At 56.8% G+C, this 14,322-nt stretch carries 18 protein-coding genes and 2 pseudogenes; 13 read left to right on the forward strand and 7 right to left on the reverse strand.

The genetic code is table 11. The annotated features are described in order from the left end of the window. Positions 1-93: 93 nt before the first annotated feature. Both LA04_RS08620 and LA04_RS08625 read left to right on the forward strand, forming a co-directional pair. Positions 94-1,207 (forward strand): annotated as a pseudogene (locus tag LA04_RS08620) (alkene reductase). A 38-nt stretch (positions 1,208-1,245) separates the two neighbouring features. After that, positions 1,246-1,782 (forward strand): ester cyclase, encoded by a 537-nt coding sequence (locus LA04_RS08625; protein WP_047651288.1) that lies wholly within the window; start codon positions 1,246-1,248, stop codon positions 1,780-1,782. Positions 1,783-1,821: 39 nt separating this feature from the next. On the opposite strand, the gene LA04_RS08630 is transcribed toward LA04_RS08625, so the two are convergent. After that, a complete protein-coding gene (locus LA04_RS08630) occupies positions 1,822-2,289 on the reverse strand; it encodes a nuclear transport factor 2 family protein (protein ID WP_047651208.1) in 468 nt (155 codons plus the stop codon). A gap of 103 nt (positions 2,290-2,392) precedes the next feature. Between LA04_RS08630 and LA04_RS08635 the strand changes: the two genes are divergently transcribed. Next, on the forward strand, positions 2,393-2,971 hold the full coding sequence (locus LA04_RS08635; protein ID WP_047651209.1) for a TetR/AcrR family transcriptional regulator: 579 nt from the start codon (positions 2,393-2,395) through the stop codon (positions 2,969-2,971). Positions 2,972-3,022: 51 nt separating this feature from the next. Here LA04_RS08635 and LA04_RS08640 read toward each other — a convergent pair whose 3' ends face one another. Next, a complete protein-coding gene (locus LA04_RS08640; protein WP_047651210.1) occupies positions 3,023-3,802 on the reverse strand; it encodes an SDR family oxidoreductase in 780 nt (259 codons plus the stop codon). A gap of 90 nt (positions 3,803-3,892) precedes the next feature. Here LA04_RS08640 and LA04_RS08645 point away from each other — a divergent pair, with 90 nt between their 5' ends. Further along, positions 3,893-4,270 carry a winged helix-turn-helix transcriptional regulator gene (locus LA04_RS08645; RefSeq protein WP_052119539.1) on the forward strand — a complete coding sequence of 126 codons (378 nt, stop codon included), beginning with the start codon at positions 3,893-3,895 and terminating at the stop codon, positions 4,268-4,270. Positions 4,271-4,360: 90 nt separating this feature from the next. Here LA04_RS08645 and LA04_RS08650 read toward each other — a convergent pair whose 3' ends face one another. Continuing rightward, on the reverse strand, positions 4,361-5,149 hold the full coding sequence (locus tag LA04_RS08650) for a hypothetical protein (RefSeq protein ID WP_047651211.1): 789 nt from the start codon (positions 5,147-5,149) through the stop codon (positions 4,361-4,363). A gap of 1 nt (position 5,150) precedes the next feature. Continuing rightward, the gene (locus LA04_RS08655; RefSeq protein ID WP_023311615.1) at positions 5,151-5,348 is read right to left on the reverse strand and encodes a hypothetical protein; all 198 of its coding nucleotides are present in this window, start codon (positions 5,346-5,348) and stop codon (positions 5,151-5,153) included. Positions 5,349-5,605: 257 nt separating this feature from the next. Between LA04_RS08655 and LA04_RS08660 the strand changes: the two genes are divergently transcribed. The 8 genes and pseudogenes from LA04_RS08660 to LA04_RS08695 form a co-directional block, all read left to right on the forward strand. Beyond that, positions 5,606-6,040 (forward strand): nuclear transport factor 2 family protein, encoded by a 435-nt coding sequence (locus LA04_RS08660; RefSeq protein ID WP_047651212.1) that lies wholly within the window; start codon positions 5,606-5,608, stop codon positions 6,038-6,040. Continuing rightward, complete coding sequence (locus LA04_RS08665; RefSeq protein ID WP_047651213.1) at positions 6,037-6,756, forward strand: SDR family NAD(P)-dependent oxidoreductase; 720 nt, start codon at positions 6,037-6,039, stop codon at positions 6,754-6,756. Before LA04_RS08660 ends, LA04_RS08665 begins: the two co-directional genes overlap by 4 nt. After that, a complete protein-coding gene (locus tag LA04_RS08670) occupies positions 6,753-8,012 on the forward strand; it encodes an NAD(P)/FAD-dependent oxidoreductase (protein ID WP_047651214.1) in 1,260 nt (419 codons plus the stop codon). Before LA04_RS08665 ends, LA04_RS08670 begins: the two co-directional genes overlap by 4 nt. Position 8,013: 1 nt before the next feature. Continuing rightward, on the forward strand, positions 8,014-8,736 hold the full coding sequence (locus LA04_RS08675; protein WP_047651215.1) for a DUF1365 domain-containing protein: 723 nt from the start codon (positions 8,014-8,016) through the stop codon (positions 8,734-8,736). After that, positions 8,733-9,953, forward strand: coding sequence for an SAM-dependent methyltransferase (locus tag LA04_RS08680; protein ID WP_047651216.1), 1,221 nt, complete (start codon positions 8,733-8,735; stop codon positions 9,951-9,953). The genes LA04_RS08675 and LA04_RS08680 overlap by 4 nt, the downstream gene beginning before the upstream one ends. Then, positions 9,950-10,435, forward strand: coding sequence for a DUF2878 domain-containing protein (locus LA04_RS08685; protein ID WP_047651217.1), 486 nt, complete (start codon positions 9,950-9,952; stop codon positions 10,433-10,435). The genes LA04_RS08680 and LA04_RS08685 overlap by 4 nt, the downstream gene beginning before the upstream one ends. Next, complete coding sequence (locus LA04_RS08690) at positions 10,432-10,956, forward strand: hypothetical protein (RefSeq protein WP_047651218.1); 525 nt, start codon at positions 10,432-10,434, stop codon at positions 10,954-10,956. Before LA04_RS08685 ends, LA04_RS08690 begins: the two co-directional genes overlap by 4 nt. Before the next feature lie 45 nt (positions 10,957-11,001). Next, positions 11,002-11,340 (forward strand): annotated as a pseudogene (locus LA04_RS08695) (DUF3833 family protein); the annotation flags it as partial. A gap of 2 nt (positions 11,341-11,342) precedes the next feature. Here the strand turns inward: LA04_RS08695 and LA04_RS08700 are convergent. Together LA04_RS08700 and LA04_RS08705 are read right to left on the reverse strand one after the other, a co-directional pair. Then, positions 11,343-11,801, reverse strand: a complete 459-nt coding sequence (locus LA04_RS08700; protein WP_047651219.1) for a DMT family transporter — start codon at positions 11,799-11,801, stop codon at positions 11,343-11,345. Positions 11,802-11,804: 3 nt separating this feature from the next. Then, complete coding sequence (locus LA04_RS08705; protein ID WP_047651220.1) at positions 11,805-12,239, reverse strand: DMT family transporter; 435 nt, start codon at positions 12,237-12,239, stop codon at positions 11,805-11,807. 95 nt (positions 12,240-12,334) lie between these two features. Here LA04_RS08705 and LA04_RS08710 point away from each other — a divergent pair, with 95 nt between their 5' ends. Beyond that, positions 12,335-13,267, forward strand: a complete 933-nt coding sequence (locus LA04_RS08710) for a LysR family transcriptional regulator (RefSeq protein WP_047651221.1) — start codon at positions 12,335-12,337, stop codon at positions 13,265-13,267. A gap of 4 nt (positions 13,268-13,271) precedes the next feature. Here the strand turns inward: LA04_RS08710 and LA04_RS08715 are convergent, their stop codons facing one another. After that, complete coding sequence (locus tag LA04_RS08715) at positions 13,272-14,300, reverse strand: methionine synthase (protein WP_023311627.1); 1,029 nt, start codon at positions 14,298-14,300, stop codon at positions 13,272-13,274. Between the last annotated feature and the right edge of the window lie 22 nt (positions 14,301-14,322).

Here is a 14,322-nt window from a genome sequence, read left to right on the forward strand (position 1 = left end):
TATTTTCCGAAAAGTGCATCTGATTTTAGCGCAATTATCAAAATCAGATGCCGACTGTAAAGTGATTTCATCCAAACCATAAGGGATGAAAACATGCAACGTACCTCACTTTTTGAACGCTACAGGCTGGGTCAGCAAGACCTGAAAAGCCGTATCGTCATGGCGCCGATGACCCGCGCGCGCTCAATTCAGCCGGGAAATATTCCCTCAGCGCTGATGGCGGAGTATTACCGGCAGCGGGCCAGCGCCGGATTAATCATCACGGAAGCCACCCAGATTTCGCCTCAGGGTCAGGGATACTCATGGACGCCCGGCATCCATTCGCCTGAGCAGGTTTCAGGATGGCAGCTCACGACGGGCGCCGTGCATCTGGCGGGCGGGGTGATTTTTTCGCAGCTCTGGCACGTCGGGCGAATGTCGCACGCCAGCTTTCATCAGGATGGTCTGCCCGTCGCCCCGTCAGCACTGGCGCCGGACGCGCAGGTGTGGGTGGTGAATGAACAGGGCGAAGGCCAGATGGTTGACTGCCCGCAGCCGAGAACCCTTTCGCGCAAGGATATTCACAGCATCATCGCGGACTATCGTCAGGCGGCACTCAATGCCGTTCAGGCCGGGTTTGACGGCGTGGAGGTTCACGGCGGAAACGGCTAATCTGATCGACCAGTTTATGCGGCAAACCTCAAACAAACGCACGGATGAGTACGGCGGCACGCTGGCGAACCGGATCCGTTTTGCCCAGGAGGTGTTAAGCGCCATTGCCGAGGCCATTGGCCGCGAGCGCACGGGCATCCGCCTTTCCCCATTTATTACCCAGCGCGGGATGAACGATCCGCAGGTGACGAAAGCCATACTCGCTCTCGCGGCCTGGTGTGAACAAGAAGGGATTGCGTTCATCCACCTGGCGGAAGCCGACTGGGACGATGCGCCGCAGGTGCCAGAGCAGTTCCGACAATCGCTACGCGCGACGTTTAGCGGAACCCTTATCGTCGCGGGTAACTATAACCTTGAAAAAGCGGAAAAGATCCTTGCTGTCGGCTATGCCGATTTGATTGCCTTCGGACGGCCGTTTATTGCCAACCCGGATTTACCCCACCGGCTTGCGCACCAGCTGCCTCTCGCCCAGGTGCGCGACCCCGCCACGCTGTTTGGCGGCACCGCCACGGGATATACCGATTACCCAACGTACACTCTGCAGGAGGAAACATGATGAACCATAAAACCTTTATTATCGGCGGTATCTCCGGCATGGGGTCAACATATTTACGTCCCGTTCTTGCGGCGCTTTTTTTTATTGGGCTGTCGGGCGCTGCGTATTCGGCCCAGGCAGAATGGGTGAAGCCAAAACAGCTTATTGCAGACACCAGCCTGCCACAGGCGCAATTAAAGGCGAATGAAGCCGTCGCCAGAGAATATGCCTCGTTCTGGAATACCGGTAATGAAACACTTGCGCGTGATGCCCTTGCGGCAGGTTTTATTGATAAAACACCTCCGGAAGGGCGTGAGCAGGGGCCGGAAGGCGCTATTTTAGCTTCCCGTGCGTTTCGCGCAGCCGTACCAGATTTGCGTTGTGACGTTGAGCAAATGATTATTTCAGGCGATCGCGTGGTTTCGCATTTACATTTTTACGGCACATTTACCGGAACATTTGGCAAGCTGAAAGGAAATGGGCAGAAAATAGATTTTATCGCCACGGATATTTATGAGATTGGTGACGGTAAGATCGTGGCTAACTGGCATATTGAGGACAACCTGACGCTGATGAAACAGCTGGGCGCGCTGTAAATTCATCACTCCGGGGCGGCCCGGAGTGATGCAAAAATCCTATAAGCCAAGATCGCTCAGCGAAGGGTGATCGTCCGGACGTCTGCCCAGCGGCCAGTGGAACAGGCGCTCGGATTCTTTTATTGGCATATCGTTTACGCAGGCAAAGCGGCGCTTCATCAGTCCGTCCGGCTCAAACTCCCAGTTTTCATTGCCGTAAGAGCGGAACCAGTTGCCGGAATCATCATGCCATTCATAGGCATAGCGCACCGCGATCCGATTCTCCGTAAATGCCCAGAGCTCTTTAATCAGACGATAGTCCAGCTCCTTTTTCCATTTCCGCGCCAGAAACGCCTGGGCTTCTTCACGGTTGGTGGCGAACTCTGCGCGGTTACGCCATTGGGTATCCAGCGTATAGGCAAGCGCGACTTTCGCCGGGTCGCGGCTGTTCCAGCCGTCTTCTGCCAGCCTGACTTTTTCGATGGCGCTTTCACGAGTGAAGGGCGGTAAAGGAGGACGTGTGTTCATTGCGATTACCTCAGCGTTATATTATGTAGACAGATCTGTCTACTTGCGGTAATCTATGCCTGTAAAATAACGCTGTCAACATTCTTTTTGAGGCTAGCCAAAAGTGAAAACAGAACCCGCAGGCAACGACAAAAAAATCAGCGTCAGAGATAAAATATTACTCACGGCGCACGATCTGTTTTATTCCGCGGGCTTCAGGGCGACGGGGGTGGATACGCTGATTAAAGCGTCTAAAGTGACCAAGGTAACTTTCTATCGCCATTTTCCGAGTAAGAGATTGCTTATTCTTGCCTATTTGCACTATCGGCATGAAATATGGATTAACTGGTTTGAGACCACGCTGCGTCGACATCTCGATCAAGGCGAAACGCCTGCTGATGCGATATCTGCAACGCTTTATGATTGGTTTATTTCGCCCGAGTTCCACGGCTGCGCGTTTATTAACGCCAGCGCAGAGGCTAAATCGGAAGATATTGAAAGCGAAATAAAAGCGATATGCCGCAGTCATAAGTCAGAAACAAAGAAAATTATTGCCTTGCTGACGAAGAATGCTGATGAGCGCGTCGTCAATGAAATCATGCTGCTCATTGACGGCGCAATTATTCATGCACAAATGGGCATGGATTCAGAAACGGTAAGACATGCGTTAAAAAAGGGCCTGGAAAAACTGTCCGAACAGTGATATTCCCCGGTGCTTAATCAACTCTCGCACCGAGCCGATTAAGCACCCGCGTTACACTGTCGGAATGGTGCCGCCATCAATCACAAATTCAGTACCTGTGATACTCGCAGCATGCGATGAAGCGAGGAAGACGATGAGGTTGGCCACCTCAATCGGTCTGGCAGGGCGTCCGAGCGGTATTCCACCTAACGCCTTCATAATAATCTGCTTGCCGCCTTCGTAGTCTGTTCCTGCCTGCTTTGCCAGCCTCTCCGCCAGTGCAACCGCCGCTTCAGTTTCGATCCAGCCGGGCGCAACGCGCACCACCCGAACGCCCTTTGGTGAGACTTCCTTTGAAAGGCTTTTACTGTAGGTTGAGAGGGCTGCTTTAGCCGCCGCATAACCCGTTGTTGATTCCGGTAACGGCAGTTCGCGCTGAATAGACGTCACGTGAATAATCACTCCATTTCCCTGCGCGAGCATTCCAGGAAGCAGGGCGCGATCTAAGCGTACTGCAGGCAACAAATTAAGATTGAGCTCCTGCTGCCACTCTTCCTCGCCAAGCGCAGCAAAACCGCCACCGGGTGAGGTTGAACCGCCCGCAACATGGATAATCACGTCGATGCCTCCCATCTGTTCCTGAACCGCAGATGCGACAGCGGCACATCCAGCGACCGTCGTAAGGTCAGCGGCTACAAAAGTATCTGCGACATCTACGTCCGGCTCGTGGCGCGCAGTGGTGAATACCGTTGCACCGAGCTGTTTTAAAAGCCCGACGACCGCTTTTCCGAGCCCTTTCGTGCCAGCGGTAACAAGCACGCGTTTGCCTTTAAAATCAATATCTAATGACATAACCTTGCACTCCCGTTATTTACAGTACAGGTATATTCAACATAGACTGAGAAATTGACAAGTACGCACGAAAAAGTGAGCTACTGAATTATGAGTAAGTTATATAGTCCGGAATCTGCCGCGAGCGGCGTGGAGCAAGTGTTACGGCTGCTGGAAGGCCGCTGGAAATTAATTATTCTTTTTCATCTTTTCGACGGAAAAGTGCAGCGCTACTCTGATTTCGAAAAACTGATCCCCGGTATTTCCCAGAAGATGCTGGCGCAGCAGCTCAGGCAACTTGAATCCGATGGTATCGTTTCGCGGATGGTCTACCCGCAAGTGCCACCGAAAGTGGAGTATCGCCTCACCGATTGGGGTCAGGCATTATGTCCGGCGCTTGATGCCATGCTGAAATGGGCAGAAAAACGTGAGGATTACGCGAGCCAGACAACCGATGGAAGTGCTCTCCACATTCCCAACGGGGAATGACACCTTAAATTGTTGTCATTCGCCTTTCGTTAACGCGGGTTTTTAGCACGGAGAGCGTCCATGACCCCTTGTAGCAGAGCATACTCAGGATTATGGGGATGTCTCTTTAGAATGAGAGCTCTCGTCCCGCTGCGCCAGCGATAGCGCGCTGGCGCTGGCGGGATCGAACAGCGAGAGGCTCTCAATCTGATTGAGTAAAATCACCTTGCGGAATGACATGGCGCTGCGGGGTTCGGAGTCGAGCGTGATGTCATGCTCCGCATACCACCTGCTGTAGTTATTCTCGATGCGAAAGTTCATCGTTTTCGCGTCTCTGTACCCGCTCAACATCGGAATCAGCACGATATTGGCCGTTTTTTCATATTCCAGCGTCGCGGTGTGGATCATGCCGACGTAAATCCGTCTCGACCGGAGCGTGACCTGCGCCAGTTCCCCTTGCTCCATACACTGATACAGCAGCTGTTCAATACCGCTCGACTGCGCCAGACGTTTGTAGAGCTTTTTCCGGCTTTCGCCGTCCAGCCTGGCGCTGCCTGCCCAGTTAGAGCGGTAGAGGCAAAACAGGATGGCAAACGCCAGCATAACAACCACCGGCGCCTGAATGCCTAAAAAACTCCAGTTCATAAAGTCGATTTGCCAGTCGGTATATTTCGGTGAGGCAAAGTGAAAAGCGTTATTGGCGGCGGAAAGGGCGAGCAACAGCAGCCAGAGCAGCCCCGTGGCAATCACCCCCTGCAGAACGAAAATACAGCCGTACAGCGCCACAAGAAAATAGACGTCCCAGCCAAAGGAGCGCTTGATTTTAAAGCGGGTCGACAGGTCGCGGCTGGTGTACCAGTACCCGCATACCATCAGCACCATAAATATCGCCGTTCCCATATCAGGCCCTCTTCAGCATGTTGACGTGACGCAGAAAATCCTGCCGCACCTCGTTGCTTTTGTAGTTCACGGAGGCGTTCCCGTCCTGGTCGATAATGATGCGATCGCCATCTTCGACGGCTTCAATGATTTCCTGCTGGCTCATCACCTGCAGTAAGGATTCCGGGCTGGAGAAAAGGGAGAGAAAGAAACGTTTCATGTCAGGCATCCGTATGAATTAAAAAGGATAAGCCTGGAAGAAGACCGGCGAATTTGCCTTAAGGAAATCCTGAAAGTTAAAGCCGGGTGGCGGCCACGCATTACCCGGCCTAAAAATCCACTCTTTTGCCTTCCTTTAAATGATTGATATGTATTCAAAATAAAAAATAGATCGACACAAACTTGGACAAATAACAGTAATTGTGTAAGTTTTAATTATGCGATTACGCCACGTTGTTTACAGCCAGGATGTGACCCATGAGTACGTTGCCCTCTGTCGTGAGTCGGTTTGTTGAGTACTACGCCGCACTGGATAGCCAGCCGCCGTCGGCGCTGGTCGGGCTTTACCATTCGAATGCCACGCTTATCGATCCGTTTGGCGAACATGACGGGATTTTCGCGCTTCAGCGCTATTTCACCCATCTGCTGGCCAACGTCGAGCATTGCCGTTTTACCATCGATACGCCGCTTTGCAGCGAGAACCGGTTTGCTGTGACCTGGGTCATGCACTGGTCGCATCCGCGCATTGCCGGAGGCGAGCCGCTCGAACTGCCGGGATGTTCGGTGGTGGAGACGGAAAACGATCTCATCACCCACCAGCGCGACTACTACGATGCGGGAGAGATGATCTACGAACATCTTCCTCTGCTTGGCTGGGCGGTACGCGGCGTGAAGCGGAGGGTCAAATCATGAAAACGGTGCTGATCACCGGCGCAAGCTCGGGTATTGGCGCCGGGCTGGCGAAATCCTTTGCCGCAGACGGCTACCACGTGATTGCCTGCGGACGCGATCCGGCGCGCCTCGACGCGCTGCATCAGACCTGCCCCAATCTCACCGTTCGCCTGTTCGATATGACCGACAGGGACGCCTGCCGCCAGGCGCTGACCGGCAGCTACGCCGATCTGATAATTCTCTGCGCCGGTACCTGCGAATATCTCGATGGAGGCGTGGTGGATGCGGCGCTGGTGGAGCGGGTTATGGCGACAAATTTCCTTGGCCCGGTGAACTGTCTTGACGCGCTGCAGCCGCAGCTGACGGCTGGCAACCGCGTGGTGCTGGTAAGTTCTATGGCCCACTGGCTGCCATTCCCACGGGCAGAGGCCTACGGCGCGTCCAAAGCGGCCCTGAGCTGGTTTGCCGAGAGTTTGCGCCTGGACTGGGAGCCAAAAGGAATTGCAGTCACGGTGGTCTCGCCGGGCTTTGTTGATACGCCGCTGACGCGCAAAAACGACTTTGCCATGCCTGGCAGGGTGAGCGTTGACGAGGCGGTCAAGGCGATCCGTACCGGGCTGGCGGCAGGGAAAATGCATATTGCGTTCCCCACCGGGTTCGGCTTTATTTTGCGTGCGCTCTCCGGGTTACCGGCATTTCTTCAGCGCGCGCTGCTGCGAAGGATGGTGCGTTCATGAATATTGCAATTATCGGCAGCGGCATCGCCGGGCTGACCTGCGCCTGGCGCCTGGCCGGGCACCATCAGGTGACCCTGTTTGAAGCGGGCACCACGCCCGGCGGCCATACCGCAACGGTTGACGTCTCGACGCCACAGGGCACCTACGCGATCGATACCGGGTTTATCGTCTACAACGATCGGACCTATCCGCGCTTTATGGGCCTCCTCAGCGAGCTGGGCATCAGCGGGCAAAAAACGCAGATGAGCTTTTCGGTGCACAATCCCGAAACGGGGCTGGAGTACAACGGCCACACCCTGACGTCGCTGTTTGCCCAGCGCCGAAACCTGGTGAATCCTGCTTTCTGGCGGCTGCTCGGGGAGATCGTCCGCTTCAATCGTCTGGCAAAGCAGGCGCTGGACGGGGAGGTGGACCCGAACGCCACGCTGCAAACGTTTCTGGAACAGCACGGCTTCACGCCGTTTTTTGCGCGCCACTACATTCTGCCGATGGGGGCCGCCATCTGGTCCTCGTCGCTGCAGGAGATGAAGCGTTTCCCGCTGCCGCTTTTCTTACGTTTCTTCCAGAACCACGGGCTGCTGGATATCACCCAGCGCCCACAGTGGTACGTCGTGCCGGGCGGCTCGCGGGAGTATATCCGCGCCATGCTCGACAAGCTGGGCGACCGTCTGAATCTGCATCTCAATTCTCCGGTGCAGCGGGTGAGCCGCCACGAGCACGGGGTTACGCTTCAGCTTGAAAACGGCAGCCATACCTTCGATCGGGTGATTTTTGCCTGCCACTCCGCCAGCGCTCTGGCGATGCTTGATGACCCGACGCCCGCAGAGCGCGAGGTGCTGGGCGATATTGGCTGGCAGCGCAACGAGGTCGTTTTACACAGCGACCCGCGCTGGCTGCCGGTGCGGCCGCGCGCGTGGGCCAGCTGGAACTACCGCCTGAGCGCGCAGGAGCAGGCCAGCGCCTGCGTGACCTACAACATGAACATCCTGCAGGGGCTGCCTGAAGGCAGTCCGCTGTTCTGCGTCACCCTCAACCCGGACGCGCCGGTAGATGAACGCTTCGTTCTGCAACGCTTTGTCTATGAACATCCGCTGTTTAACCCGCAAAGCTGGCGGGCGCAGGCGCGGCGCGGCGAGATCAACGGTCATAACCGGAGCTGGTACTGCGGGGCCTACTGGTACAACGGTTTTCATGAAGACGGCGTGCGCAGCGCGCTGGACGTGGTCAACGCGATAGCGGTCGGAGAGGGGAACTGAGATGAACAGCTGCCTCTACCACGGCGTATTACGCCACCGCCGCCTTCAGCCGAAAACCCATGAATTCAGCTACAGCGTATTTATGGCCTGGCTGGATCTCGATGAACTGCCGCTGCTGCCGTCCGTCGGCGTGCGGCGCAATCGCTTTGCCGCGGCCTCGTTCCACGACGCGGACTATCCGCTCGGCGCGCCGCTCAAAGAGAACGTGCTGAGCATGCTGGAGAGCCTGACCGGGGAACGTCCGGACGGGCGGGTGATGCTCCTGACGCAGCTGCGCTATTTCGGCTTTCATTTCAATCCGGTCAACTTTTACTACTGCTACGACGGGAAGGGGACGCTGCGCTGGGTGCTGGCGGAGGTCCGCAACACGCCGTGGAATGAACGCCATTACTATGCCGTCAACGGACAGGATGCGCAGCCGACGGAAAAAGCGTTTCACGTTTCCCCCTTCAACCCGATGGACATGATCTACCACTGGCGCTTTAACGACCCGGATAACACGCTGCATATGCACATTGAAAATCATCAGGAAGCGAAGGTTTTTGACGCCACGCTGGCGCTGCGCCGGGAGCCTTTGACGCGCCCCGCGCTGCGCTCGCTGTTGCTGCGCATTCCGCTCATGACTCTGAAAACCGTCTTTGCCATTTACTGGCAGGCGCTGCGCCTGTGGCTCAAGCGCGTGCCGCTGTATAACCATCCCGTCAGCAGGAGTGAACGCTCATGACCGATCCCGTCTTTGCGTTAGAACCCGATATCCCGCGCAACGTACGCATCGCGCGCTGGCTGCTTTTCAGGCTGCTAAGCGGTATTCGCGGCGGCTCGCTCACGCTGCGTGAAGGGGCGCAGACCTTTCATTTTGGTGAGACATCCTCCGCGCTGCACGCCGACGTGCAGATCCTCACGCCCGGCGTCTACTGGCGCGTCTTAACGGGCGGGAGCCTTGCTGCGGCAGAAGCCTGGATGGACGGCGAATGGGAAACCACGCAACTTACGCCGCTTCTGGAGCTGCTCGCGCTCAACGGCGAGGTGCTTGGCCGTCTGGAAAACGGGTTCCGTCTGCTCGGCAGGCCGCTGGAGCGGATACGCCACTGGACGCGGCGTAACTCCCGCGCGCAGGCGCGTGAAAATATTGCCGCCCATTACGATCTGGGCAATACCTTTTATGCCCATTTTCTGGATAAAGAGCTGCTCTATTCCAGCGCGCTGTTTACTGAGGATGAGCAGGATCTCACGGCGGCCCAGCAGGCCAAAATGGCGCGCCTGTGTGACCAGCTGGCGCTGAGCCCGGCCGATCACCTGCTGGAAATTGGCACCGGCTGGGGCGCGATGGCGGAATACGCCGCTCGTCATTACGGTTGTCGGGTGACCACCACCACGCTGTCGCAGGAGCAATTCATCTGGGCGGCAGAGCGAATCGCCCGCGCCGGGCTGCAGGATCGGGTTGAGGTGCTGCTCTGCGACTATCGCGACCTCACCGGACAGTACGACAAGCTGGTCTCGATAGAGATGATTGAGGCCGTCGGGCAACGCTATCTGCCCACGTTCTTCCGCACCTGCCAGGCGCGGCTGCGCCCGGGAGGACGGATGGCGATTCAGGCCATTACCATTCAGGACCAGCGCTATCGCGACTACAGCAAAAGCGTCGATTTTATCCAGCGCTACATTTTTCCGGGCGGCTTCCTGCCGAGCATCACCGCGATGAACGAGCTGATGACCCGCCATACCGATTTCGTAGTGCGCAATCTTTTCGACATGGGCCCCGACTACGCCCGCACGCTGGCCCACTGGCGGCAGCGGTTTGTCCATGCCTGGCAGGAGATTGAAAAGCTCGGCTTCGATGAACGGTTCCGCCGCATGTGGCTGTACTACTTTGGCTACTGTGAAGCCGGGTTTAACGCTCGCACCATAAGCGTGGTGCAGCTGACCGCCGAGCGCGTATGAGACGATATCTTCAGGTCTTCCTGCTGGCCGTCGCGTTCGACCTTTACTGGGCGCTGGTGGTGATCTTTCGCGAACAGGGCCTGATTTTCTGGATTGCGCTGGCGATCCTGGCGTGTCTGCTCTTGCCGCCTGTATACAGGTTTTACGCCATTGGGCTGGCCGCGGCGGGGAGTCTGCTGGATACGCTCTGGGCGCTGACGGGACTGATTGCCTTCACGGGCGAGTCCCTGATGCCGCTATGGATGGTGGCATTATGGCTGATGTTTGCCTCCGTCTGGACGCAGCTGACGCGCACCACCACGTTGCCCGGCTGGTTGCTGACCCTGCTGGCCGCCGTGGGGGGGCCGGTGGCTTATCTGTTTGGCGAGCGGCTGGGTGCCATCACGTTTCTGGAGCCAACCTTTATCGTCGTCAGCTGGATGGCGCCGGGGTGGCTGGTATTGATGCTGTTTTTCCACCTGCTGATGGGGAGACAAAAATGAGAGCTGCATTTTTGCTGCTTTGTCTGACGCTGGTTGTTCCCGTTGCCCAGGCCGCCGACTGGCTGGCGTGGCGGAAGGTGGGAGACGCCACGCTTACCTGGGGGCCGTTCACGGTCTATACCTCTCAGCTCCGCACCCCCGACGGGCGTTACGGTCGGGAGGACCAGGATCAGGCGCTGATTATTACCTATGCGCGCGACATCGATCGCGATGAACTGGTCGAGGCGACCCGCGATCAGTGGCAGGCGCAGGGGATTCTGACGCAGGAACCGCAAAGCGATGCCTGGCTGCGGATGCTCCAGTCGCTGTGGCCGGATGTCCGACCGGGCTCACAGCTGGCGTTTGTTCTCAACGATAAGCAGGGGCAGTTCTGGTATCGCGCATCAGCGGCGCAAACATCCTTTATTCCACTCGGACCGCGCCAGTCTGAAGCGTTCAGCACCCGTTTTCTGGCCATCTGGCTCGATCCCCGCACGCAATATCCTGAGCTGCGTCAGCAGTTAATCGGAGGCCAACAATGAAACGTATCCTGATGATGGCGCTGGCATTCACGATGCTGCTGGCGTGCCGGAGACGTTATCGGCGATACGCTGACGCTCAACGAGCACTTCGTCTACGACGATGGCGAGAAGCAGCAGCGGGTCTGGCACATCCGGCGCGTCGGGAACGATCGCTACGAGGGAACGGCAGGGGACATTGAAGGGGTTGCCACGGGGCAGGCCGCAGGCAACGCCTTTAACTGGCATTACAGCATGAATGTAAAAGCCAACGGGCGAACCTGGCTGCTGAAGTTTGACGACTGGATGTACCTGCAGGATGAGACCCATCTGTTTAATAAAACCGAGATGAAGAAATTTGGCGTCACCGTCGCCACGGTGACGCTGTTTTTCACCCGGAAGGCGTAAGCTTAGTCGCGAACATTGCCGGTTTTGCTGCTGGAGTAAATGAAGTACAGGGCAATCCCCAGGCAAACCACCGCGCCCAGACGGCTCGGCGAAAACGGAATAGCGGGATTGTTCAACCAGCCAAAGTTATCAATCAACATACTCATGGCGAGCTGGCCGAAGATCACCGCCACCGTAGCGACGGCGGTGCCGATGCGCTGCACCGCCACGACCATGATCACAATGTAAGGCACGCCGAACATTGCCCCGAGGAGCTGCCATTTCGGCACGTCCAGCAGCGTGACCGCCTGCTTCGGCTCAAAGAAAAAAATCAGCAGGGCGGTCACCAGCGCGCCGACGGAAAACGTCAGAAACGCGCTTTTAAATACCCCGACATTGCTGCCGAGCTGTCCGTTAATCGCGGCCTGAATGCTCAGCGTTGCGCCGCCGCAGACGGCCAGAAGAATCATAATCAGTGTCATACGTTACCCCTGTGCGACCAGAACCAGTGCCGCAATAATAAAAACCAGCGCCACGATACGTTTCGCGTTTATCTTCCTGTGCGGCGTACCCAGCAGGCCAAAGTGGTCAATGATCAGGCTTTTAAAAATCTGACCAGCCAGAATGCCAATCATCGTCAGAGCGATGCCGATGGTCGGCGTGGCAATAGTCAGAATAACCACATAAACAGGGCCGAGCACGCCGCCGAGCAGCTGCCAGCCGGGCTGAGCGAAAAACGACGGACTGTTACGCGGGCTGAAAAACAGCATCAGCAGAAACGTCAGCGCGGCGCCGACGCCAAAAATGCTGAACGTCGCCCATAAGTCGCCCACTTCTCCCCCTAATGGCCCCAGCAGCCCCGCCTCGACGGAGAGGCCCATCCCGCCGGCAATCACCAGTAAAATCAAAACAAACTGCATTCTTCTTCCTCCGTTTTCAGGCGAAGAAGATTACGTCGGTAGACCCGTGAGAAAAATGCCATAATGCAGGAAACACCTTTGCAGGAAATGCATTAATGTCAGATGCCGGAAGCATGAACCTTCGCTCACTGCTGCTGTTTATTGCCGTCTATGAAACGCAGAACTTTTCCGTCGTTGCGCGACGAGAGGGAATATCTGCCTCGCAGGTGTCGCGCATTGTTCATCAGCTTGAGGACGCGCTCGGCCAGCAGCTGTTCTATCGCAATACCCGGGCGGTGATCCCCACGGAAAGCGGGCATCTGTTTATCCGCTATGCCCGGGCGATGGTCGATAACTTCGAAGAGGCGCGTCGTGAGCTGGACGAACGTTCGACCGTACCCTCCGGCACGGTCCGCATAAATGGGCCGGTATTTTTTGGACAGAGACACGTTGCGCCCGGCCTGGCAGGCCTGGCCGAGCGTTATCCACGGTTAACCATTGAGCTGACGCTGACCGATGACTTTATCGACCCGCACCGGGACGCCGCCGATCTCATTTTCCGCATCGGCACGCTGACGGATTCGACGTTCCACGCCCGTGTTTTTGGGCAGCAGCGCTACCACCTCGCCGCGTCGCCCGCGTATCTGCGTCAACACGGCATTCCGGCCGACCCGACGGAACTGAGCCAGCACAAATGTCTGGTCTATCGCGGTTCGTCCGGGCCTAACCGCTGGCTCGTGCGTCGCAAAGGGGAGAATTGGGTGCATTATCCCGTCGCGCCGCTGATGACGTCCAATAATGCGGAGTCGCTGCTCATTGCCGCGCTGGGCGGGATGGGGATCGTCCTGTTTCCGGACTGGCTGATTGGCGACAGGCTGAAGCGGGGTGAGCTGGTTGCCCTTATGCCGGAAATGGCGTGCGCCATCAACACGGAGCAACTTAATATTGCGGCGATCTATCCTAACGCACGTCATCCGCCCCTGAACGTCAGGGCGGTGATAGATTATTACGTGGCGTTTTTCGGCACGCCGCTCTACTGGCAAACGTAAGGGATTACGCGCCGAGCTCCTTGCGGATAATTTCTGCGCCAGCGCTGAGTGCTTTCAGCTTGCCGTTAGCCACCTGACGTGAAAGCGGAGCCATGCCGCAGTTGGTTGACGGGTAAAGCTTGTCGGCATCGACGAACTGCAGCGCTTTACGCAGCGTATCGGCGACTTCCTCCGGCGTTTCAACGGCGTTGGTTGCCACATCAATCGCGCCGACCATCACCTTTTTACCGCGGATCAGCTCCAGCAGATCCATCGGTACGCGGGAGTTGTGGCACTCCAGGGAGATAATATCGATATTAGAGGTCTGCAGCTTAGGGAAGGCCTCTTCATACTGGCGCCACTCTGAGCCGAGCGTCTTTTTCCAGTCGGTATTGGCCTTGATGCCGTAGCCGTAGCAGATGTGTACCGCAGTTTCGCACTTCAGCCCTTCAATGGCGCGCTCCAGCGCGGCGATACCCCAGTCGTTCACCTCGTCAAAAAAGACGTTAAATGCTGGTTCATCAAACTGGATAATATCCACGCCTGCGGCCTCTAACTCACGCGCTTCCTGATTGAGGATTTTGGCGAATTCCCAGGCCAGCTTTTCGCGGCTTTTATAGTGGGCGTCGTAAAGGGTGTCGATCATGGTCATCGGCCCGGGCAGGGCCCATTTGATCGGCTTGTCCGTGAGCTGACGCAGGTATTTCGCATCGTCCACGAATACCGGCTTCTGACGCGCAACGGCTGAAACCACGGTCGGTACGCTGGCGTCGTAGCGGTTACGAATGCGCACCGTCTGGCGATTTTCAAAATCCACGCCGCTCAGGTGTTCAATAAAGGTGGTGACGAAGTGCTGGCGGGTCTGTTCTCCGTCGCTGACGATATCGATACCCGCGCGGATCTGCTCATCCAGGGACAGGCGCAGCGCGTCCTGTTTACCCGCCAGGAGTTCCTGATCCTGTAATTTCCAGGGTGACCACAGGGTTTCAGGTTGTGCAAGCCAGGTCGGCTTAGGCAGGCTGCCAGCCGTAGAAGTCGGGAGCAATGTTTTCATAATAAAAGACCTATTTTGATGA

The sequence above is a fragment of the Enterobacter sp. UCD-UG_FMILLET genome (genome assembly GCF_000762975.1).
In the GTDB taxonomy this organism is placed as follows: Bacteria; Pseudomonadota; Gammaproteobacteria; order Enterobacterales; family Enterobacteriaceae; genus Enterobacter; species Enterobacter dykesii.

Coding starts and splice junctions, on each gene's coding strand:
- LA04_RS08715 (WP_023311627.1), bottom strand. CDS start 14,300: ATGAAAACATTGCTCCCGACTTCTACGGCTGGCAGCCTGCCTAAGCCG.
- LA04_RS08680 (WP_047651216.1), top strand. CDS start 8,733: ATGACCGATCCCGTCTTTGCGTTAGAACCCGATATCCCGCGCAACGTA.
- LA04_RS08630 (WP_047651208.1), bottom strand. CDS start 2,289: ATGAACACACGTCCTCCTTTACCGCCCTTCACTCGTGAAAGCGCCATC.
- LA04_RS08665 (WP_047651213.1), top strand. CDS start 6,037: ATGAAAACGGTGCTGATCACCGGCGCAAGCTCGGGTATTGGCGCCGGG.
- LA04_RS08675 (WP_047651215.1), top strand. CDS start 8,014: ATGAACAGCTGCCTCTACCACGGCGTATTACGCCACCGCCGCCTTCAG.
- LA04_RS08655 (WP_023311615.1), bottom strand. CDS start 5,348: ATGAAACGTTTCTTTCTCTCCCTTTTCTCCAGCCCGGAATCCTTACTG.
- LA04_RS08650 (WP_047651211.1), bottom strand. CDS start 5,149: ATGGGAACGGCGATATTTATGGTGCTGATGGTATGCGGGTACTGGTAC.
- LA04_RS08645 (WP_052119539.1), top strand. CDS start 3,893: ATGAGTAAGTTATATAGTCCGGAATCTGCCGCGAGCGGCGTGGAGCAA.
- LA04_RS08640 (WP_047651210.1), bottom strand. CDS start 3,802: ATGTCATTAGATATTGATTTTAAAGGCAAACGCGTGCTTGTTACCGCT.
- LA04_RS08670 (WP_047651214.1), top strand. CDS start 6,753: ATGAATATTGCAATTATCGGCAGCGGCATCGCCGGGCTGACCTGCGCC.
- LA04_RS08690 (WP_047651218.1), top strand. CDS start 10,432: ATGAGAGCTGCATTTTTGCTGCTTTGTCTGACGCTGGTTGTTCCCGTT.
- LA04_RS08685 (WP_047651217.1), top strand. CDS start 9,950: ATGAGACGATATCTTCAGGTCTTCCTGCTGGCCGTCGCGTTCGACCTT.
- LA04_RS08700 (WP_047651219.1), bottom strand. CDS start 11,801: ATGACACTGATTATGATTCTTCTGGCCGTCTGCGGCGGCGCAACGCTG.
- LA04_RS08625 (WP_047651288.1), top strand. CDS start 1,246: ATGGGGTCAACATATTTACGTCCCGTTCTTGCGGCGCTTTTTTTTATT.
- LA04_RS08710 (WP_047651221.1), top strand. CDS start 12,335: ATGTCAGATGCCGGAAGCATGAACCTTCGCTCACTGCTGCTGTTTATT.
- LA04_RS08660 (WP_047651212.1), top strand. CDS start 5,606: ATGAGTACGTTGCCCTCTGTCGTGAGTCGGTTTGTTGAGTACTACGCC.
- LA04_RS08705 (WP_047651220.1), bottom strand. CDS start 12,239: ATGCAGTTTGTTTTGATTTTACTGGTGATTGCCGGCGGGATGGGCCTC.